Source organism: Dolichospermum lemmermannii CS-548, from assembly GCF_028330815.1.
Lineage (GTDB): Bacteria > Cyanobacteriota > Cyanobacteriia > Cyanobacteriales > Nostocaceae > Dolichospermum > Dolichospermum lemmermannii.
On record NZ_JAQMTJ010000179.1, the window covers coordinates 1 to 21,926 of the forward strand.

The 21,926-nt window shown below is 38.2% G+C and carries 21 protein-coding genes and 1 pseudogene; 14 read left to right on the forward strand and 8 right to left on the reverse strand.

The features are described from left to right. Positions 1–202 precede the first annotated feature (202 nt). Positions 203–514, forward strand: a pseudogene (locus PN450_RS11820) (DUF4351 domain-containing protein); the annotation flags it as partial. Between the two features lie 63 nt (positions 515–577). Here the strand turns inward: PN450_RS11820 and PN450_RS11825 are convergent. Beyond that, positions 578–1,078: an acyl-CoA thioesterase gene (locus tag PN450_RS11825; protein WP_148763466.1), complete on the reverse strand. Its 501-nt coding sequence runs from the start codon at positions 1,076–1,078 to the stop codon at positions 578–580. Positions 1,079–1,238: 160 nt separating this feature from the next. Between PN450_RS11825 and PN450_RS11830 the strand changes: the two genes are divergently transcribed. The 12 genes from PN450_RS11830 (at position 1,239) to PN450_RS11885 (ending at position 14,014) form a co-directional block, all read left to right on the forward strand. Continuing rightward, positions 1,239–2,711, forward strand: a complete 1,473-nt coding sequence (locus PN450_RS11830; RefSeq protein WP_271836450.1) for a leucyl aminopeptidase — start codon at positions 1,239–1,241, stop codon at positions 2,709–2,711. A gap of 76 nt (positions 2,712–2,787) precedes the next feature. Beyond that, complete coding sequence (locus PN450_RS11835) at positions 2,788–3,618, forward strand: DUF4351 domain-containing protein (RefSeq protein WP_271836451.1); 831 nt, start codon at positions 2,788–2,790, stop codon at positions 3,616–3,618. Positions 3,619–3,853: 235 nt separating this feature from the next. Further along, on the forward strand, positions 3,854–4,879 hold the full coding sequence (gene plsX, locus PN450_RS11840) for a phosphate acyltransferase PlsX (RefSeq protein ID WP_168695056.1): 1,026 nt from the start codon (positions 3,854–3,856) through the stop codon (positions 4,877–4,879). Positions 4,880–5,098: 219 nt separating this feature from the next. Continuing rightward, entirely contained in the window at positions 5,099–6,100 is a 1,002-nt protein-coding gene (locus tag PN450_RS11845) for a beta-ketoacyl-ACP synthase III (RefSeq protein ID WP_015078293.1), read from the forward strand. Positions 6,101–6,259: 159 nt separating this feature from the next. Beyond that, entirely contained in the window at positions 6,260–7,141 is an 882-nt protein-coding gene (fabD, locus tag PN450_RS11850) for an ACP S-malonyltransferase (RefSeq protein ID WP_271836452.1), read from the forward strand. A 435-nt stretch (positions 7,142–7,576) separates the two neighbouring features. Further along, complete coding sequence (locus PN450_RS11855; protein ID WP_148763456.1) at positions 7,577–8,689, forward strand: fatty acid desaturase family protein; 1,113 nt, start codon at positions 7,577–7,579, stop codon at positions 8,687–8,689. A 309-nt stretch (positions 8,690–8,998) separates the two neighbouring features. Next, complete coding sequence (locus PN450_RS11860) at positions 8,999–9,712, forward strand: PspA/IM30 family protein (protein WP_271836454.1); 714 nt, start codon at positions 8,999–9,001, stop codon at positions 9,710–9,712. Between the two features lie 10 nt (positions 9,713–9,722). Further along, positions 9,723–10,628: a phosphate ABC transporter substrate-binding protein gene (locus PN450_RS11865; RefSeq protein ID WP_271836456.1), complete on the forward strand. Its 906-nt coding sequence runs from the start codon at positions 9,723–9,725 to the stop codon at positions 10,626–10,628. Positions 10,629–10,729: 101 nt separating this feature from the next. Continuing rightward, complete coding sequence (locus PN450_RS11870; protein WP_271836457.1) at positions 10,730–11,368, forward strand: lysophospholipid acyltransferase family protein; 639 nt, start codon at positions 10,730–10,732, stop codon at positions 11,366–11,368. 276 nt (positions 11,369–11,644) lie between these two features. Next, entirely contained in the window at positions 11,645–12,595 is a 951-nt protein-coding gene (locus PN450_RS11875; protein WP_271836459.1) for a DNA cytosine methyltransferase, read from the forward strand. Positions 12,596–12,625: 30 nt separating this feature from the next. Beyond that, positions 12,626–13,579 carry a 3'-5' exonuclease gene (locus PN450_RS11880; protein ID WP_271836460.1) on the forward strand — a complete coding sequence of 318 codons (954 nt, stop codon included), beginning with the start codon at positions 12,626–12,628 and terminating at the stop codon, positions 13,577–13,579. Positions 13,580–13,717: 138 nt separating this feature from the next. After that, complete coding sequence (locus PN450_RS11885) at positions 13,718–14,014, forward strand: DUF2288 domain-containing protein (RefSeq protein WP_271836461.1); 297 nt, start codon at positions 13,718–13,720, stop codon at positions 14,012–14,014. 50 nt (positions 14,015–14,064) lie between these two features. Here the strand turns inward: PN450_RS11885 and mnmE are convergent, their stop codons facing one another. Beyond that, positions 14,065–15,459 carry a tRNA uridine-5-carboxymethylaminomethyl(34) synthesis GTPase MnmE gene (gene mnmE, locus PN450_RS11890; RefSeq protein WP_271836462.1) on the reverse strand — a complete coding sequence of 465 codons (1,395 nt, stop codon included), beginning with the start codon at positions 15,457–15,459 and terminating at the stop codon, positions 14,065–14,067. A gap of 133 nt (positions 15,460–15,592) precedes the next feature. Between mnmE and PN450_RS11895 the strand changes: the two genes are divergently transcribed. Further along, entirely contained in the window at positions 15,593–15,793 is a 201-nt protein-coding gene (locus tag PN450_RS11895) for a hypothetical protein (RefSeq protein ID WP_148766971.1), read from the forward strand. 313 nt (positions 15,794–16,106) lie between these two features. Here PN450_RS11895 and PN450_RS11900 read toward each other — a convergent pair whose 3' ends face one another. From PN450_RS11900 to PN450_RS11925, 6 genes are all read right to left on the reverse strand, one after another. Further along, a complete protein-coding gene (locus PN450_RS11900; RefSeq protein ID WP_148763443.1) occupies positions 16,107–16,547 on the reverse strand; it encodes an ATP-binding protein in 441 nt (146 codons plus the stop codon). A gap of 3 nt (positions 16,548–16,550) precedes the next feature. Beyond that, positions 16,551–18,203 (reverse strand): SpoIIE family protein phosphatase, encoded by a 1,653-nt coding sequence (locus PN450_RS11905; protein ID WP_271836464.1) that lies wholly within the window; start codon positions 18,201–18,203, stop codon positions 16,551–16,553. Between the two features lie 54 nt (positions 18,204–18,257). Beyond that, positions 18,258–18,938: a response regulator gene (locus PN450_RS11910; RefSeq protein WP_271836465.1), complete on the reverse strand. Its 681-nt coding sequence runs from the start codon at positions 18,936–18,938 to the stop codon at positions 18,258–18,260. A gap of 99 nt (positions 18,939–19,037) precedes the next feature. Next, positions 19,038–20,153 carry an LptF/LptG family permease gene (locus PN450_RS11915; protein ID WP_168634642.1) on the reverse strand — a complete coding sequence of 372 codons (1,116 nt, stop codon included), beginning with the start codon at positions 20,151–20,153 and terminating at the stop codon, positions 19,038–19,040. A 105-nt stretch (positions 20,154–20,258) separates the two neighbouring features. Then, positions 20,259–20,987 carry an LPS export ABC transporter ATP-binding protein gene (gene lptB, locus PN450_RS11920; protein ID WP_271836466.1) on the reverse strand — a complete coding sequence of 243 codons (729 nt, stop codon included), beginning with the start codon at positions 20,985–20,987 and terminating at the stop codon, positions 20,259–20,261. A gap of 27 nt (positions 20,988–21,014) precedes the next feature. Then, positions 21,015–21,509 (reverse strand): LptA/OstA family protein, encoded by a 495-nt coding sequence (locus tag PN450_RS11925; RefSeq protein ID WP_148763437.1) that lies wholly within the window; start codon positions 21,507–21,509, stop codon positions 21,015–21,017. Between the last annotated feature and the right edge of the window lie 417 nt (positions 21,510–21,926).

The window sequence follows — 21,926 nt, forward strand, 5'->3', positions numbered from 1 at the left end:
AAGTAGAACGGCTTGAATAATTCAAAGTTTGTAGTGAGGAATTTATTCCTCATTTAAGGGCTGAAGCCCTTACTACGAAATCATCTCCAGATTTTTTACATTACTTAATCTACTTTGATTTATTTTCGTCTACTTACTTAGTCAGAATTGTAACCATTACCCAAAGGGTGTAAATTGTGAGTTTTGATAATGTTTGTAAAAAGAGATTTTAGCAGGTTTACGATTCGAGAGAAATCTAATTCGTCAATTATTGAGCGAGGATATTATGCAAGAATCTGTAATTTATCAGGATATTTTGCAAAAGGGTGAACTCAAAGGAGAAAAAATAGGAGAACAAAAAGAAGCTTTTCGTTTCTTGAATCGTCAATTAAATCGGCGGTTTGGTGAAATATCTTTACCAATAATTGAAAAGATGCGCTTATTATCCACTGAACAATTAGAAATATTAGGAGAAGAGTTTTTAGACTTTTCAGCAATATCTGATTTAGTCACTTGGTTAGATAGACAAAAGTAGATAATTTTGGGCAATTTCAACCTGGATATTGCCCTAAAAAATCTAATTTTTCATTTTTAATAATTACCCAATCTTCCGAGATCCAGAAATCTTCGCTAAAGCATCTTGAAACGCGGGTGGTAACTGCCGCATAATTTTCCCCTTTTCCCGATCTAAAGCCACTAACGTCACCTGAGCAGTAATGTATAAATCCTGACCATCAGGAGAAACAAGGGTATAGTGCCAGTTCATTCGCACTCCAGTCACCTCAGCCATCCGTGTTTTTACTAAGACTGACATCCCTAACTGCACTGATCGATGATAACGGATTGATAACTCCACCACAGGCAAATCACAACCTAACGCCACTAAATCAGCAAATTCAATGCCAATAGAACGCAAACATTCTACCCGTGCTTCTTCCATCCAGGTCAAATAAGTGCCATGCCAAACAATACCTGCATAGTCCGTGTGGTGAGGTTGCGCCCTAACTGGATATTCAAACCAATTTTCAAATGCAACATTAGTTACACTCTCAATGGCACTAGTTGGTGGTAGTTGGGGTTGATTTGTATCTTTAGACATATTAATAATTTTTACAAGCAGCAGATTTCTAAAAAACAGATAAAACTTTGTAAACTGTTTCTAATTCTACCAGATTGTCAAGACGTTGCGTCAAACGCCCATGATTCAGAAAATTTGAGCAATACTGGTACATGACGGAAGATCAACAGAACTTACAAAAATGACGATTCAACCTACAAATACAGCATTATTAGATTGGACTGGTGATACTTTAGCCATTGGCTTATTTGAAGACGCAGTAGAGTTAACTGGTGATCTTGCCAGCTTAAATGATAAATGTGCGGGAATTGTCCAAGAAGTTATTGCCGAAGAAGAATTTACAGGTAAGGCAAATAGCATCATCGTCATTCGCTTAGGTGCGACTCATGCCGTGCGGAAGCTGATTTTGGTGGGTTTAGGGAAACCAGACGCGCTGAAATTAGAAAATTTACGCCGGGTTGCGGCTACTGTAGCCCGAACCGCCAAAAAGCAAAAAACCAAAACCCTGGGAATCAGTTTACCACTGTGGAACAATGATCCAGCCGCCACAGCCCAGGCATTGACTGAAGGCATAGAATTAGCACTTTACCAAGATATTCGCTTTAAATCTGAACCAGAAGATAAAAATCCCCAGATCGAAACTATTGATTTACTTGGTTTAGCAGGACAAGAAGCTGCTATTGCCCGTGCTAATCAAATTGTTTCTGGTGTGATTTTGGCGAGACAGTTAGTAGCAGCCCCAGCTAACGCGGTTACATCTATTACTATGGCAGAAACTGCCCAAGCGATCGCTCACGAACACGGGTTAGAACTGGAAATTCTCGAACAGGAAGAATGTGAAAACCTCGGTATGGGCGCATTTTTGGGAGTTGCCCAAGCTTCTGATTTACCACCAAAATTCATTCACCTCATCTACAAACCAGCCACCACACCGAGACGAAAACTGGCAATTATCGGCAAAGGTGTAACTTTTGATTCCGGTGGTTTGAACATTAAAGGGGCTGGTAGCGGCATTGAAACCATGAAAATGGATATGGGTGGTGCAGCCGCAACTTTAGGCGCTGCTAAAGCCATTGGGCAGTTAAAACCAGATGTAGAAGTTCACTTTATCTCCGCCGTCACCGAAAACATGATTAGCGGTAAGGCTATGCACCCTGGAGACATCTTAACCGCATCAAATGGCAAAACCATCGAAGTTAACAACACCGATGCTGAAGGGCGATTAACCTTGGCTGATGCCTTGGTTTATGCTGATAAATTGGGTGTAGATGCGATCGTTGATTTAGCTACTCTCACAGGTGCTTGTGTGGTAGCTTTGGGTGAAGATATCGCTGGTTTATTTACACCAGATGATGCGGTAGCTTCCCAACTGCAAACAGCCGCTGATAGTGCTGGTGAGAAAATTTGGCGGATGCCGATGGAAGATAAATATTTTGACGGGTTAAAATCGGGTATTGCTGACATGAAAAATACCGGACCTCGTTATGGCGGTTCAATTACTGCGGCTTTATTTCTCAAGCAGTTTGTCAAGGATACTCCTTGGGCGCATTTAGATATTGCCGGACCAGTTTGGGCTGATAAGGAACATGGCTACAATGGTGCTGGGGCAACTGGTTTTGGTGTGAGAACACTGGTTAGCTGGGTTTTAAGTTAGTTTAATTTCATCTCAACAGGGCGGGGTTTTCCCGCCCTTACCATAAATTAAAAAATTGTGAATCAGGGTGTGAATTGTGAGTTTTGATAATGTCTGTAAAATCCTAGCGGAAAAATATCCCCTTGATTTTGCCAACTGGTTATTACCTGAAGAAGTCGAAAAAATTAAAGTCTTAAAAACCGAATTAAGTATTGAACCAATTCGCGCAGATTCGGTTATATTGCTGCAAACAAAGAACAGAATCCTACATCTAGAATTTCAAACTAACACCAAATCAGAAACTCCCATTCCGTTAAGAATATTGGATTATTTTGTCAGATTAGTTAGACAATATAATCTACCTGTTACCCAAGTGGTGATTTTCTTGCAGGAAACAAGTAATGAAATCGCTTTTACCGAGGCTTATATTGATGAAATGACAAATCATCGCTATCGAGTCATCCGAATGTGGGAACAAGATTCAGATTTGTTTCTCCATAACCCAGCATTATTACCTTTAGCACCATTAACAAGAACAAATTCCGCACCAGGGTTATTATCCCAAGTAGCCACAGAAATTGCTAAAATTACAGATGTACCAGCCAGACAGAATACTGCTGCTTACACGGAGATTTTAGCAGGTTTACGATTCGATAAAAATCTAATTCGTCAATTATTGAGTGAGGATATTATGCAAGAATCTGTAATTTATCAGGATATTTTGCAAAAGGGAGAACAAAAAGAAGCTTTCCGTTTCCTGAATCGTCAATTAAATCGGCGGTTTGGAGAAATGGATTCATTTATAGTTGAACGAATTCGTTTATTACCTACTGAACAGTTAGAAATATTGGGAGAAGAGTTTTTAGATTTTTCAGGAATATCTGATTTAGTTACTTGGTTAGATACACACCTTCCCAGAAGTTTATAAGGTTTTTCCAGATTCTCGATTTTTTGAAAAAGTCGGGAATCTAAATTTTTGATTTTTTTTGGATACTAGTAAATATAACTATAAGTAAGTATTAGCAAGCGGACTTTAACGAAATTAAGTATATTAATTCTCTTGATTTGAGAAAAAGTAGATTTTCTTATGCTTTTTTGAGAATTTTAAATTTTTAAGTATTGCAATCTGATAAAATTTGTAAGGTTTCTATAAGCTCTGAGCAATGGGATCGACTGGTGTAAGGATCGCAATTGACGCAATGGGGGGAGATCATGCACCCGCTGAAATCGTCGCCGGCGCACTGCGGGCGCGAGAGGAATTGGGTGTAAAAATATTACTGGTTGGAGATCCCCAACAAATCGAGGCTGTAATGCCGCCAAAGACAACTATGGCGGATTTGGAGATTGTTCCTGCCGAGGAAACGATCGCTATGGATGAAGATCCTCTCAACGCAGTTAGACGCAAGCGGAAATCTTCCATCAACATAGCGATGGATTTAGTTAAAAATCAACAAGCAGATGCTGTATTTTCTGCTGGACACTCTGGGGCAGCCATGGCCTCAGCTTTGCTACGCTTAGGAAGATTACCGGGAATTGACCGCCCAGCAATTGGCACAGTATTCCCCACCATCAAAGCCGGCAAGCCAGTAATGATCCTGGATGTCGGTGCTAATGTAGACTGTCGCCCTAAGTTTTTAGAGCAGTTTGCAGTCATGGGTTCAATTTACAGTCAGTATGTTTTGGGAACAGAAAATCCCAAAATAGGTTTATTGAATATTGGCGAAGAAGATACTAAAGGTAACGAAGTAGTTCTTCGCGCCCACCAATTGTTACGGGAAAATACTCAAATTAATTTCACTGGTAATGCTGAAGGGCGTGATGTATTGTCCGGTGAATTTGATGTGATTGTTTGCGACGGCTTTGTGGGTAATATTTTATTAAAATTTGCCGAAGCAGTTGGCGGAGTAATTCTGCAAATTCTCCGAGAAGAATTACCCCAAGGGATACACGGTCAAATCGGTACAGCGATTTTAAAACCCAACTTAAAACGCGTTAAACAGCGCATGGATCACGCTGAACATGGAGGCGCTTTGCTTTTGGGTGTCAGCGGTATTTGTTTTATTGGTCATGGCAGTTCCCAAGCACCATCTATTTTTAGTGCCATTCGCATGGCTAAAGAAGCCGTAGATAATCAGGTGTTAGAAAGACTTCAATCCCAATATCAAATTCTCCAAAATGAAAGTAGTTAACTATTACTTCTCAAAAGTAGAGATCCTCCGCTAACAGCCATTTGTCACTTGTCATCCAATTTTAGATTGCGGATTTTAGATTCATAATTACTTTTATAAATCTATTGTTCTTAATCTCAAATCTAAAATTGGGATTGTCATTGGTACTCGTTATTAATGCTTACAAACAAGACAACTGACAATTTACAAATGACAATTGACAATTGAGGAAAAAAAGAAGTGCAAAATTTTTTTAACGGTGGTATAGCAATTACAGGCAGTGGTTCAGCAGTCCCAGCAACTTGTTTACACAACCAAGAGTTAACTCAACTGGTAGAAACATCAGATGAGTGGATTGCCTCAAGAACAGGAATTCGTCAAAGACGGTTAGCGTTGCCCCCTGACTCACTGGCATCATTGGCCACTGCGGCTAGTCAACAGGCCATTGCCGCCGCCGGGATCACAGCAGCAGACATAGATTTAATTTTATTGGCCACATCCACCCCTGATGACCTATTTGGCACTGCTTGCCGTGTTCAAGGTGAATTAGGTGCTACCAAAGCAGTCGCCTTTGACTTAACCGCCGCTTGTTCTGGTTTTGTCTTTGGTTTAGTTACAGCCGCACAATACATCAGAACAGGTGTTTATCAAAATGTACTCTTAATTGGGGCTGATATCCTCTCTCGGTGGGTAGATTGGCAAGATAGACGCAGTTGTGTGTTATTTGGTGATGGGGCTGGGGCAGTGGTATTACAGGCTAATAAGAGCGATCGCCTATTAGGATTTTGCCTCAAAAGCGATGGTTCTCAAAACAATTGTCTTAACCTGTCCTATAACGCCTCTACCACAGAACTGACACCAGATATTCATGTATCTACAGGCAAATATCACCCCATTACCATGAACGGCAAAGAAGTCTACCGCTTCGCTGTGCAAAAAGTTCCAGAAGTGATAGACAAAGCCCTGTTTGCAGCTAATCTCAAAGTAGAAAATATAGATTGGCTGGTATTACATCAAGCAAATCAAAGAATTATCAATTCCGTTGCTGAACGCTTAGAGATTCCCGAACATAAAGTGATCAGTAATGTATCCGACTATGGTAACACCTCCGCCGCATCTATCCCTCTGGCGTTAGATGAAGCAGTGCGAGCCGGGAAAATCAAACCCAATGATATTATTGCTGCATCTGGTTTTGGTGCCGGTCTTTCCTGGGGTGCAGCCATTTTTAAATGGGGAAGATAAACAATTCAAAATTGAGAATTAAAAATTAAAAATCAGAAAATTAATAACAACGAACAACTGTACGGGCGAAGCATTTGGAGAACTATTTTTGGCAATGACCGATAATTTATCTTCCAAATGCTTCGCCCCTACTGACAACTAACAACTAACAAAGAACAAATGACTAAAACTGCATGGGTGTTTCCCGGACAAGGTTCTCAATCGCTGGGAATGGGAATAGACTTGTTAAATCTACCATCTGCCAAAGAAAAATTTATTCAAGCTGAGGAAATTTTGGGCTGGTCTGTCACAGATATCTGCCAAAGTGATATTGAAACCTTATCACGGACACTTTATACCCAACCTAGTTTATATGTAATCGAAAGTATTATTGCTGATATTTTGCGGGAAAAAGGACAGCAACCAGACTTAGTTGCAGGTCATAGTTTAGGCGAGTATATAGCCCTTTATGTGGCTGGTGTGTTTGAATGGTCTGCTGGGTTACATTTGGTAAAACGACGGGCAGAATTAATGGATAGTGCTGCTGGGGGAATGATGGCCGCACTAATGAACTTTGACCGAGAAGAATTAGAAAAAGTTATTAGCGAAACACCTGATGTAGTTTTAGCAAATGATAACAGTCCTGCCCAAGTTGTTATTTCTGGAACTCCCGAAGCTGTACAGGCTGTCATGTCACAAGTCAAAGCTAAACGCGCTATTCCCTTAAAGGTTTCGGGAGCATTTCATTCCCATTTAATGAAAGCAGCCGCAACGGAATTTCAACAAGTTCTCGATTCAGTGATTTTTCAGTCAGCAACCGTCCCAGTTTTGTCTAATGTAGATCCAAGTCCAGCGGTAGTAGCGGAAACTTTAAAACAGCGTCTTTCTCAACAAATGACAGGTCCTGTGCGTTGGCGAGAAATTTCTTTACAATTACCAGAAAATGGCATTGAGAAAGTTGTGGAAATTGGTCCTGGGAACGTCTTAACAGGTTTGATTAAACGGACTGCAACTGGCTTGATTTTAGAGAACATTCGTAATGCTGGGGAGTTACCTGAATAGGTAATTGCACAAATTAATTCACAATTAAATAAGTCATTATGTAGATGAAATTGGCAACATAACCTTTCTATGATGTCTATTTTTATTGTCTCAAAATTTATTTGATGAACTTCATTGATTTGTCAGGATTAAAGTAAGATAACGCCAAAAAGTCAACCTTGTACTTAGGGCTTGCTGAGTAAAGCTAGAACCGCTTCTCAATAAGGGTTTCGCGGATTTTGACAACAAAAAAGTGCAAGGATATGGCATTTAGAGCCTCAAAATCCTTGCATTTCTATGGAAAATCAGGGGGTGAATTTGGAAACCAATCTCCCAAACCACCATTTTTAGCACTGTGTTGCATCTAGGTTCGCTTTGGGTACTTATTCAGCAAACCCTACTTAAAATTGCTCAAAACTTGGACTAATAACCCTGTAAAGAAAACTACAAAGATTCATGAATACACTTGCACAAAAAACTTGGATGACCCAAGCAGAATATGCTAAAAAGCTGCGTCCTTTACTACCATCAGAGGCATTTCTTCCTGATACTAATAAACTCTGGATTCTTTTAATTAATCTAGCAATTATGATTCTGGGCTGGGGAATCGCCAATCATCTTGATGACTGGAATTGGTATTTTCTTTGGCTGTATTTGCCATTAGCATTAGTGATGGCTAATAGTGTGATTGTTCTCCTATTTAGCACCCACAATTTGCTGCACAGCCGCACGGTTAAAAATCCCTGGTTAAGACAAGTAATTAGTTTATTGGGACTTACAATGTTATGGATGCCACCAACTTTATGGAAGGCTATACACAATCGAGAACATCACAATAAAACAAATTCTTTACAAGATCCAGATCGCAATTATTTGGACAGTCAACCTAAAAATTGGGGTAAATGGATTCAGAATGCTTTTGTGCCTTCGGCTGAGGTAAATCCTATTTTATTATTTATAGGAATGGGTCATGCTTGGGGAGTTCACGCATTTCGTAATCTCACCTCAGTTTTATTATTCAATAATGGTAAAGCCCAATATCCTGTGGTGGCTTTTAGAGTTAGTGGGAAAGAACGACGAGCAATAGCACTAGAATTATTAATGATTGTCGGCATTCATGCGAGTATCTTAACCTACCTGGAATTCCATCCCATCAAACTGCTTCTTAGCTACTTTTTACCCATTTGGATAGGCTATGCAGGGTTGATATTTTATATCTATACTAATCATATGTTATGTCCCATGACAAGTGTAAATGATGTGCTGATCAATAGTCTCTCTATTCGAGTTCCTAAAATATTTGATCTTTTACATTTAAACTTTTCTTACCATACAGAACATCACATTTTTCCCGGCATAAATTCAGATTATGCGCCAATGGTGCAAGCACTATTACAAACACATTATCCTGAGAAATTTAATTTGTTGAATGCTGGCAAAGTATGGGAATTGATGCTGCAAACACCCAGACATTACAAAGATGATAATATCTTCACAGATTGGTCGGGAAACAAATCTGTAGATTGTCCAATCTTATGCACAAATCATCTAAGTGATGATAGTAAGTAGGGATATCCGAAACGGCTGAGATTTGAAGTTTTATAACCAAAGTTTACTAAAGTAAACTCAACAATTTAAAAAATATTCTGCTTATTTAGTCATCAAAAGACAACTTTTGCTATCAGACTGGGAATATGGCTTACGCCACGCTGCGCTATCATTCCCAGGCAAGCTATGAGTACATTGAGGGTGGGGAATTACGCAAAACTGTTAAAGTAAATCAAAAATGATGAAAAAAGTTGACATACAACTGGGATGTATGTCAAGTTTAAGGTAAAAATATTACCATAACCATCCTTACTGCAATAACTTTCAGTTATGAAAAAAGCTGTCTACTGGATAATGGGTGAAAGGGCAGGACGAACCATAGTTGGGATTTGGAACTGGTTATGGGGAATGCCTGTAGAGTCTGGTGGTAAAGTGGCTGTAGCAGTTGCTGAAGAATCCCTTCAGTCAATGCAAGAAGCCGTTCAGAAACTAGCGGCAGCAGTTGCGGCTCAAGAGGGCGCATATAAGACTGCTAAACGCAAATATGAGGCAAAAATTACAGAATCCAAAACTCTAGAGCAACAAGCTATGATTGCTCAACGTAGTGGTAATGAAGAAGCTGCGCGAATGGCCATGAGTAAGCTAATTCAAACAGAGCAAATTTTGCCCAAACTGGAGGAAATGGTTAAACAAGCAGAAACTTCGGTCAAAGCTTCTAAGGATAGGCTCAACCGGGAGCGCGTAAAATTAGAAACCTACAAATCTGATATGCAGAACATCAAGGATATGTCAGAGGTAAATGAAGCCCTGGCTATGATTGCTAAAGTCAATAATGAAATTGACATTGGTTCGGCTAAAAGTGATTTTGAAAAGGCTAAAGGTGCGGTTGAACGTCGGAATTTGCAGATAGAAGCTTTAGCCGAATTGTCGGAAAATCCTACCGAAAAACTCCAGGCTGAGATTGAAACTATGACATTAGATGACGAAGTTGCTCGTCGTTTACAAAGGTTACAGGATTCTAAACCTAAACAACTACCAGAATAATTAGGAATTTATGAGTCAGAGAAGTGGACCGCCTCCTATTGTTTTTATTTTGCTATTTTTAGGGCTTTTGGGTAGTGGTTACTGGTGGTTTTTTATGCGTAACCCTGCCTCAATAACCACACAGCCAGAAAATAATTCCCCCACTGGTGGTACAACAACTACCACTACTGGGACTTTCCCGCTACCAACGACAGTAGCCAGCGGTACTACTGTCAAAATAGACGGTTCTACGAGTATGGTGACAATTAACCAAAATCTCAAAAATGGGTTTGAGAAACAGTTTCCTGGGACAAAGGTGGAAGCTGTAGGGAATGGGACAGATAAGGGAATTAATGATCTTTTAGCTGGTAAAGTTGATATTGCGGCAGCTTCTAGACCATTGACAATACAGGAACAAAGTCAGGGATTAAAGGCTGTTACTGTAACACAAGATGCGATCGCTTTGATGGTCGGTACAGCAAATCCTTTTAAGCAAGGATTAACCAGTAGTCAAATTGCAGATATATTTCAGGGAAAAATTAATAATTGGTCAGCCGTGGGTGGTTCAGCCGCAACTATCCGCGTCATTAATCGTCCAGCAATTAGTGGCACACATCAAACTTTTAAAGAACTAGTCTTAAAAGGAGCTAATTTTGGGACTACACCCAATATTACGACCTTACCCCAAGATGCCACAACTCCCTTAGTTCAAGCTTTGAAAAAAGATGGTATCGGCTATGCGACTTTTGCTCAAGTTGCTAATCAGCAAACCGTGCGAGTCGTGGCTATTGAAGGCTTGACTCCAGAAGCGGCTAGTTATCCTTTCAAACGTTCGCTGTATTATGTCTATAAAGACCCTGCTAGTGCTGGAGTACAAGCATTTCTAGGTTATGCTAGTTCACCTCAAGGACAACAGGCTTTAACGGTAGGAAACTGATGTAGGCAAAATCAGCGGTTAGATTTGGGAGTTAGAGGTTAAAATAAGTTCTGACTCCTGAATTCTGACTTTTGGATTCTATTTTATTTATATTATCTTCCGTGACTAGAACTCGTGAACCCTTAATTAGTTTAGCACTGTATCACGCCTTTAAGTGGTCGGTAATTAGCCCTTTGCTGCACACATATTTTCGCGGCAAGATTTATGGTGCGGAAAATGTCCCCCAATCTGGACCTGTAATCATAGTTAGCAATCATGCTAGTTACTTTGACCCCCCGATAGTTTCTACTTCTGTGCGTCGTCCAGTTGCTTATATGGCTAAAGAAGAATTATTTAAAGTTCCTGTTTTATCACAAGCCATTAAATTATACGGTGCCTATCCTGTAAGTCGCGGTAGTGCTGACCGCAATGCTATCCGTTCCGCTTTAGAATATTTAGATAATGGTTGGGCTGTGGGTGTGTTTTTAGAAGGTACACGCACGCCAGATGGTCGCATTCATGACCCCAAAAGAGGTGCAGCCCTCCTCGCAGCCAAGGCCAAAGCTCCTTTTTTACCAGTGTGTTTATGGGGAAGTGAGAAGATTTTACAACCTGGTTCTTCTGTACCTCGTTCAGTCCCTTTGACTTTGAGAATTGGGAAGTTAATTGATGCTCCTAGTTCTACTAAGAAGGAGGAATTGGAAAGGGTTACTCAAATGTGTGCGGACGCAATTAATGAAATGCACGATTTGGGCAGGTAAGAATTTATTATAGGGCAGGCAAGACTTGTACTGAGCTTGTCGAAGTATGCTTACCCTACAAGAGTTTTCAGCATAAATAATAAATGCGTGCGTTTTTATGTAAGTTAACTATCAAATTCAGCCTAATGCAATTAGACATTCTGCACCAAATTGAGATGAAGCTGCATAGAATAAGATTTAAAGGATAATCAAACGCAGATAAACGCGGATAAACGCGGATAATTTTTATTCTGTGCAGCCTTACATAAAATTGGTATTACACGAATAAATATACAAATGAAATCCTCTTCCTTAAAAGTCATAGATTTATTCTCTGGTTGTGGTGGATTATCACTAGGATTTCAAAATAGTGGATTTGAGATTGTCGCTGCTTTTGAAAACTGGAAATCTGCTATAAATGTTTATCAGCAAAACTTTGATCATCCAATTTTTGAATATGATTTGAGTCAGGTAAATAATAATTATTCAATATTTAAACAATTTTTACCTGATGTAATTATTGGTGGTCCACCATGTCAAGATTTTTCGAGTGCTGGTAAGCGGAATGAAGATTTAGGGAGAGGTGATTTAAGTATTACATTTGCTGAAATAGTAGCTAATGTTTCAAGTCAATGGTTTGTTTTAGAAAATGTAGAATTGTTTAGAAAATCTCACAAATATCAAGAGTTTAAGCAAATTCTTAAATCTGGTGGTTATGGTTTAACCGAAAAAGTATTAGATGCTAGTTTATGCGGTGTACCACAGAAAAGAAAGAGATTTTTCTGTATAGGAGAACTTGGTGGTCAAGATGATAATCTCAAGACTTATCTAGAAGCTAATTTATCTAAAAAACCGACAACTATTAGAGATTATTTAGGGAATAGTTTAGGGATTGAATATTATTATCGTCATCCTAGAAGTTATCAAAGAAGGGCTATTTTTAGTATTGATGAACCAAGTCCGACTATTAGAGGTGTGAATAGACCAATACCTAAAACTTATCAACAACACCCCGGAGATATTGCACCATTAACACCAGATTTGCGTCCATTAACTACTCGTGAAAGAAGTTATCTTCAAACTTTCCCTGATAATTTTATTTTTGCAGGTTCAAAAACAGATTTAGAACAGATGATTGGTAATGCTGTACCTATTAAGTTAGCAGAATATGTTGCTAAATCTCTGCTCATGTATATTCAAGATAAAAATAAATATCACATATCTGATGTTTCGTTGTTAACTGTTTAAATTATCAATTATATAAAAGATACTGTTTCTGTGGGAGATTCAAAACAAATACACGGTTATAGTGATGAATTTTTAGCAGCAAATGGCAAAAATGCAATTGATGTATTTACAGAGTTTCTAGAATTTATCCAAGATGCTTTTTTAATAGGACATAATCTCGGCTTTGACATTAAAATGGTTATAGCTGATGCTCAAAAATTAGGTTTATCAACTCCGCAATTTCAATGGGGAGATACGTGGGATTTAGCAAAACGTTTTATTCAAGCAGATAATTATAGTTTAGGAAATTTAGCCACTAAATTAAAACTAAATCAATTTCCAAATCATAGTGCTATTAATGACACCCGTGCAACTGTAGAATTATTAGCAATTCTCATTCCTGTAGTTAAACATCGTGCTGATTATCGTCAAGCATTAGTTTACCGTTATGGAAAAGGATTTGAAAATTTAGCTGATGATATTCAAAGTTGGAAAAATACCAGTCAAAAATTACGTCCAGCAGATTTATTAGGTAACATATTAATTGATTCTGGTTTATATGACTACTATGAAAATCATGAATTACACAGATTAGAAAATCTCAAAAGGTTAGTCAAGATTTTCAAAGAACAGGATAATTTAGAATTACATCCTGATACAGCGCTGAGAAATATTATAGAATATACAGCATTAGCAAAAAACTTAGATCAAATTTCCCAAGAAAATAATCAAGTTTTAATCATCACAATTCATCAATCAAAAGGATTAGAATTTGATACCGTGTTTATTGCAGGTATGTGTGAAGAAGAATTTCCGACTTACTTCAGTTTGCGAGATAATAAAATAGAAGAAGAAAAGCGGCTATTTTACGTAGCTTTAACTAGGGCAAAAAAACAGTTATTTATCTCCTGGTTTATCAAAGATTTTAAAAATTACTCAAAATCCAAAAGTCAGTTTATTAATTCACTACCTCCTGAATATTTAGTTGAAACCATAACGTCTTAAAAAATATATAAATATCCCTTCCTTCTCCATCTCTGTGTCCTCTGTGTCTCTGTGGTTCGTTAAAAAAAATTAACTACACACAAAAAATAGGTTTCTGATATTGTAAAATCAAACTAATAATCAATAAAGTGGGGAATTATGTCGGAATTACGGGAAAAATTACAGCAAAATCTCGATGAAGCAGAATGGGAGTGGTTAATTCCCCATGTCCAAAAAGATGCAGTAATTGTGATAGTGGAGAATTTAGACTTATTAGATGTGGGAGAAGCGATCGCTAGTGATAATATTCTTTCAGTGCAACATTGGATAGATGAACAATTATTAGCCAAACCGACAATAGATCAAGTGGGAGAATGGAATCTCAACCGTGAGAAGCGATTTAATGCTCTGATTGTTGAACCTTATGTGATCATCAAAGAAATCATTACTGCCTAAAATCCTGCAATTTTGAGATTTTATTAGGGGACTGCAAACAATAAATGATCTTATTTACCAATACAGAAGCGGCTAAAAATCCGATCTAAAACCGATTCTGTAACTTCTTCTCCGGTGATTTCTCCTAATGCTTGAATTGCTCCTCTTAAATCAATTGTCCAAAAATCTAAGGGTAATTTATCGGTGATTGTCATTTGCACTTGTGCTAAATCAATCTTGGCTTTTGTTAAAGCTGCTGCTTGTCTTTGATTAATTGCTAAATCCAGATCAGCGGCTTGAACTTTTCCCTGTTGAACTATTTCTAAAATCGCTGTTTCTAAATTATCAATTCCTTGATTTATCGCTGCGGCTGTGAGAATTTTGGATTTTGGATTTTGGATTTTGGATTTCAGGTTTTCCTGTTCTGCTAATGAAATTAGGTCAATTTTATTAATGACTAAAATTACCGGACGGTGTTTTACTTGTTCATAAATTTCTTGATCTGCGGGTGTCCAACCGGAGGCCGCATCAATGGTAAATAATACCAAATCAGCATCATTAGCGGCACGATGCGATCGCTCTACACCGATTTTTTCTACCTGATCTACTGTTTCCCGAATCCCCGCTGTATCTAATACCTGGACGGGGATTCCTCCCACAACCAATTGAGATTCTACCACGTCGCGGGTTGTTCCTGGTAAGTCGGTGACAATGGCGCGATCACTCTGACTCCAAGCATTTAATAAACTCGATTTTCCCACGTTTGGTCGCCCCACTATCGCCACTTTTAGACCAGTTCGCAGTAATTCACCCTTGTCTTTTGTGGCTAATAATTTACTAATTTCCGCCGTCACTTGCTCAATATCTGCAATAATTCTTTGCTGATCTAAAGGTGGTAAATCTTCCTCAAAATCAATTCTGGCTTCAATTTCTGCCAAAATATCTAAACAATTAGCCCGTAATTTGCGGATAGGTTGGGCTAATTTACCTTGTAATCCAGCCAAAGCCGTTTGAGCAGCTTGAGGTGATTTTGCTCCCACTAAATCTGCTATACTTTCCGCTTGGGTTAAGTCTAATCTGCCATTTAAAAATGCTCTTAATGTAAATTCTCCCGGTTGAGCTAATCTTGCGCCATTTTCCAAGCATAGTTGTAATACCTGTTGCACCGCCATAATTCCCCCGTGACAATGGAATTCTACCACATCTTCACGGGTAAAAGACCGAGGGGCTTTCATTATTAATAATAAAGCTTCATCAACAATTTGCTGAGTTTGGGGTTGACGAATATAACCATAAATGATGCGATGACTTGACCAAACTTGTCGCCCTGGGGCGTAAAATAGAGTGTGCGCGATCGCCATTGCCTGATCACCAGAAACCCGCACAATACCTACACTACCTTGCTGAGGGACAACAGCAGTAGCGATCGCCGCAATAGTTCCAGTGTTAGCTAATAATTCCGACATGAGCCGTTTTTCTACAAATTTAGAAGTAGGAGGAAAGCGCAATCTTAAACCCCTACAGTACACTAGTTTAAGAAACAAATTAGGTAAAATTTATTTGCCAAGTGACAACACCCAAATTAGAGAGGAATTAATTGTGGAGCAAAAAATTAACTGTGCTGAAGCCTGTGTTAACGGTTGCGTTTTAGGTGATAAATGTCCCAATATCGAGTTTAGAGAATCAACTTCAAAGTTTATTGAAGAAACTTCTTTAGACAAAATGCTAGAAATAGCTGAAGAAAGATTGCGGAAAAAAATGACAGAACCACCAAAATGGGTATTTCCAGAAGATTCTTAATGAGATGAAATTTGGACAGACAATATGCCCATCTCACCATCATTTTATTTAAATATGGTGTGTAAATTAGAGAATTTCCTGGTATTAGCAAATAATTTTCTGCAACTTATTCTGAATTGATTTCTTTACTTTGCCTAGTAGTCTGTCAAGATAAAAACGATAGACTGTAGTGTGAGCGTCTCGCTCACGCGGGCTTTTCGGCCCGCACTACCAAAAACCCGTCAAAATAAATTTGACAGACTACTAGTGAAAACTTGGTAGAGCAAGTCATATCTTTGATTAAACAATCTCAGTGTATTTAGATCTGAGATTGTCAATCTCTTAAAACATCAGGCAATAGTTCTGTGAGAGTCATTTCTAGCTTCAGACAATTAGCACCATTTACCTGTAATTTATACTCTACCTTATCCATCAACCGATTCATAATTAACCAACCATAACCACCTTCTTGTCTGTCAAGGGGGTTGGGTGGAAAATAAGTAGACAGATCAAAACCTTCACCATGATCCCATATCTCTATTGATAGATCTCGGTCTTTCAGTTCTAAACGCAGTAAAATTGGTAAATTTAGCTTTTCTTTATGAGCATGACGAACAGCATTAGAGTATGCTTCTATCAAAACTAATCGTAACAGACTTGATTGTTTTGTCCAATCAACAGATTCCCCTAGATGCAATTGTAAACATCCCAATAACCAGTTTTCTACAATATTGATAAAACTCAGGTCACTAGGAACATGAAGTTCACTTTTCATAACCTATAAAATCTCCAAACAGAGTATAGTTTGATCATCTTCTTGGAGATCATTATTGGCTTGAATAACGGCTAATAAATTATCCAGATTAAGTGATTGAGTTTGTTTTTTAATCAGTTGCCACAAACCTGCTTGATTGAGCATAGAACGATTAGTTGTTTGGAAATTGTCTAAATTTTCCCATCCAGTTGCTTCCGTAATTCCATCACTAGCCAGCAGTAATGTATCTCCGGGAGCAAGAATCAAACGGCCAGATTCTCCTTGCCATTTAGGTAATATTCCCAAGGGAATACTCCGAACTTTCAGATAATGGGGAGAATCATTAAAAATTGTTTTTTGTGACCACATAAAAGGATAAATATGCCCAGAATTAGCATAGACAAGTTCTCTTGTGCTTGGGTGATAACGGGCTAAAACCATCGTGATAAAATAATTACTGATGATTAAGTCATCACTCAGAGCATAATTCAGATTCTGCATCATCACATTTGGCTCTACAGGTACTTCTTGAGATAGTTCCCGACGCAGCAGAGAAATCGTACTAGACATAAATAAAGCCGCTGGCACGCCCTTACCAGAAACATCACCAACTGCTAACCACAAATCACCATTAGCATGGACAAATACCTCAAAAAAATCACCCCCAACCTCTCTTGCTGGATAGCAACAAGCTTGGATTTTTACACCTGTGATTTCCGGTAAGGTTTGCCGTAATATATTATGTTGAATTTGGCGAGCTACTTCCAACTCCAGGTGAATTTGTTGTTGTTTTTCTTGCAGACTTTGATAGAGTTTGGCTTGGGAAATTGCTAAAGCAGCTTGTTCGGACACATCTGTAATTAGTTGAATATCTTCTTGATGCCAAATCTGATCGCTTCCTAACTTACAAATAGCAACAATAGCTAGTAAATGTTGTTTATAAATGAGGGGAGTAACCAAGTATTGATAAGGGATATCTTTATAAAAATTTTCTGTTATTTGATAATGTTGGGTTTGGAAAACTTCAGCAATTAACTCACTAGGTTCTGGAAGTAAATTACAGATTTCAGATTGAGGATTTTGATAGCAAAATGGCTGTTGTATTAATAAATCATCTTCTACTGGTTTGAGTAAACAATTATGAGCCGCAAATGTCTCTCCCATCGTGGCAACAATTTTTTGCAGCATATTGTTATAGTCTAAAGATTCTCTAATTGCCTTTATCATAGCATTACATAAAGATTCCCGTCGCAATGCCCGAGATAATTCTGCTACCCGTTTTTTAACTAAGCGATATGTGTCACTAGCTTGCTTAACTAATAATTGAAGTTGGTTGGGATTCCAAGGTTTAGTAATGTACTTAAATACGCGACCAGAGTTAATTGCATCTACTAAATCTTCCACATCAGTAAAACCAGTTAGTAGAATCCGAATTGTATCAGGAAAACGCTCAACCGTCAAACTTAATAATTCACTACCGTTGATGTCGGGCATTCTCTGGTCAGAGATAATCACAGCCATTTCACCTTCTTTTTCTAAGATAGCCAAGGCTTCACTGGCATTATTAGCTCTATAGACTTTAAAATCTTTCCAAAATGTGCGATAGAGTAAATCTAAGTTATCTAACTCATCATCTACCACCATGAGCTTGAGCTTATCTAACTTTTTATCAGTCATAATTTGACTCAACTTTCCACATCTTTGAATGGCAAGATGTCCTTAATTTAATAATTATGTAACTAAGCCAGAACGCAGAGCAATTACTGCTGCTTCTGTACGATCATTAGCACATAATTTATTCATAATATTGCTAATGTGTGTTTTCACAGTTCCAGTTACAATATAAAGTCTCTTGGCGATATCATCATTACTACAACCTTTGGTAATCAATTTTAACACTTCTAATTCTCTGTCTGAGAGAATACTAGAGTTAACAGGTGGTTTATTATCATTGGATTGGACAAAATCTGTTTTCTGCTGTGCCTTTTCTAAAATAATCCGAGCAATCATCGGATCAATCCAAGGATTACCATCAGCAGTTACCCGTATAGCTTCGAGTAAATTATCAAACTGGATATCTTTCATACAGTAGGAATCTGCACCAGCGCTAAAGGCTGCAAGTACAGATGCTTTATTATCAGATGACGTTAGAATTAATACCTTTGTATTTGATAATTGACGATGATTAGCGATCGCTTTAATTTCCTTGGTTAATTCAATCCCATCTTGATCTGGTAAACCTATATCCACAATTGCCACATCTGGCTGTAGCTTCTTTAACATTATTAGACCATGACGGGCATTACCAGCTTCTCCAACTACTTCAATTTCGTTTTTTTGTTGTAATGCTTTGCAAATAGAGAAGCGAGTGAGGTAATGATCTTCAATAACGACAATGCGAATTTTACTCATATCGAAATGCTGCTAGATATTAAATAATATATAGCCTTTTGTTGCTGAAATTATGACTAAAAAAACCTAATATCCAGATAACTGACTTATAAATTTACATTATCTCTGGGCTACTCGGATTAATAAAAATAAACCCGTTACTAATCCAAATAAATTGGGCAACCAAGCACCAATTATGGGAGAAAGTATACCAGCCTGTGCTAAAGCTCCAGAAACAGATAATAGTAAATAATAACTGAAAATCACAATCACACTAATACCAAAACTTGTCCCGCGTCCAGTGCGTTGAGGGATGCTACCCATAACTGAGCCAACTAAACCAAAAATAACGCAAACAAAGGGAAAGGCGATTTTTTGTTGAATTCGCACTTGTAGCTTGCGAATTTTCTGATCATTACCACCCAAACGTTCTATTTCTAGTTGTTCTAGGGCTTGAGAAATATTCATTTCGCCATAGTCTCGGCTATTTTCGGCTAAGGTTAAAGGAGTGCGCGGGAGTTGTAATTGCTGATGTTCAAAGCGTAAAATATTCCGATAAGAGCGATCTGTTGCTACTAAATAGATAGTCCCATTGTAAAAATCCCAAACTTGTTTTTGACCGTTCCATTTAGCTGATTCGGAAACAACAATTTGATCAACTCCGCCGCGAGAACGATCTATAATTGTTAAACCTTTCATTTGCTTACCATCAAATTGGTCAGCATAAAATAAGCGAGAAAGTATTTTATTTTTACTACCATCTGCTTCTTTAAATTCTCGATATTCAGGATAGTAAATATTTTGTTGTTTAAAGGAAGGTTGGTCTGACTTGAGGGCTTGTGCTAGGGTAATAGTAGCTTTATAATTTGCCGCAGGGGCAATTTGCTCATTAAATATATAAGTCATGATCGTGACTGCAAAACTTAACACTACAGCCGTAAAAACCATCCGATAAACACTAACTCCACACCCACGTAAAGCAATTAATTCACTTTCGCTAGACAGACGGCTATAGGTCATTAAAGTAGCTAACAAAGTGGACATGGGGAAGGAGTAAACCATGACATAAGGTAGCTTTAATAAGAAAATCTCTAAAGCAATATTCAGCGGTAGTCCAGATTCTACAACTTTTCGTAATAATTCAAATAAACTATCAATTGCTAAAACTACAGAAGTAAATGCACCGACACCAAATAAAAATGGTGAAATTAATTGCATCGCCAAGTAGCGATCCATGATGGAAAATGAAAATAGGGAAATGAAATTAGAGAAGGGTTTAAACTGTTTATATATCATAATTTATGTTTCGCGCAAAGACGGGAAGGAGCAAAGGCGCAAAGTTTAAACTGCGAAATTATCACCTAAATAATATTGTCGTACCAAGTGGTTATTGTAGAGTTCATCAGCATTACCAAAAGCGAGAATTTGTCCTTCGCGCATGATGTAAGCCCGATCTGTAATGGCCAGGGTTTCGCGGACATTATGATCTGTAATTAAAATGCCCATACCGCGATCGCGTAATTGGCTGACAATCTCCTGAATTTCAGATACAGCAATGGGATCAACTCCAGCAAAAGGTTCATCTAAAAACAGAAATTTCGGTCCCTCTTTACCTGCGGCTAAAGCTCTTGCTAATTCTGTGCGTCGTCGTTCCCCACCAGAAAGTTGAATACCTTTGCTAAGAGCTACCTTTTCTAAGCGAAATTCCTGCAATAAAGTATGTAGTCGTTGTCTCCATTCCCTCCTGGGAACTTGAGTTTGCTCAAATACTAGGAGAATATTATCTTGCACTGAAAGATGACGAAATACACTTGGTTCTTGAGCTAAATAACCAATACCCAATCTAGCCCTTTTGTGCATAGGAAAATTAGTAATATCAAAATTATCTAACCAAACTTTACCATGATTGGGTTTTTCTAAACCTGTAGCAATATAAAATGTTGTCGTTTTCCCAGCCCCATTGGGACCTAGTAAACCGACAATTTCACCCTGGCTAACGGAAAGATTCACGCGATTCACAATTAATCGTTTACCGTAAGATTTGTGAATATTCTCTAAAACAATTTTCACTATGAGGTTTTATCTAAGTTGTAGATACTAATTAGAACGTTTTAGGGCTGGAGTTTTTGGTGCCGGTTTAGTAGTTTGTCTACTGGGATTGGCATCCTCCACCATATATGTAGATTCTACCTGACGATTAGATTGGGGTAAGGCGATAAATTTACCTTCATCAATTAAATAAGTGACTTTTTCCGCGCGAATACTATTGCTACCTTGTTGCAAAATGTAAACATTCCCACTGAAATCAATCCGTTTTTCTTTACTAAAATATTGAGCTTGAGCAGATGTGGCTTGAATTTGACGAGCCGGATACACCATTTGCACATTACCACGGGCAGTAATTACTTGGGTTTTCGCGTCATATTCTTGAGTATCAGAGCGGATAGTCAGGGGACGATTCCCCCCAGATTGGGCTGTAGCTGGTGGCAATTGGGTAGGCAATCCTGTTACACCTAAAAGGGAAATTGGCAGTACCAAGGCCAATCCTAAGCGGCGGATCTGTGATTTTAGCAATTGATAAGGAGGTATCATAGTAATTAGGGAACGGGGAACGGGGAACGGGGAACAGGGAGATAAAAATCAAATATGAGTCCTATAGCAAAAATGGACGGTTTTTTAAACTTTAAGTTTCGCTTCCAGAACCTTTGCTCACAACTGGCAAAAATTTGTTAATTGTTACCGAATTATCAAGTCTGACACATCCACAAAAAATTAAGCAAATAAATCCCATAAATCATCAAAATCCCATAAATCATAGTTTAGACAATGATCCAGTTGGAAACACCCACCAAAAATTAAGCAAATAAATCCCACAAATCATCAAAATCCCATAAATCATAGTTTAGACAATGATCAAGTTGGAAACACCCACCAAAAATTAAGCAAATAAATCCCACAAATCATCAAAATCCCACAAATCATAGTTTAGACAATGATCAAGTTGGAAAC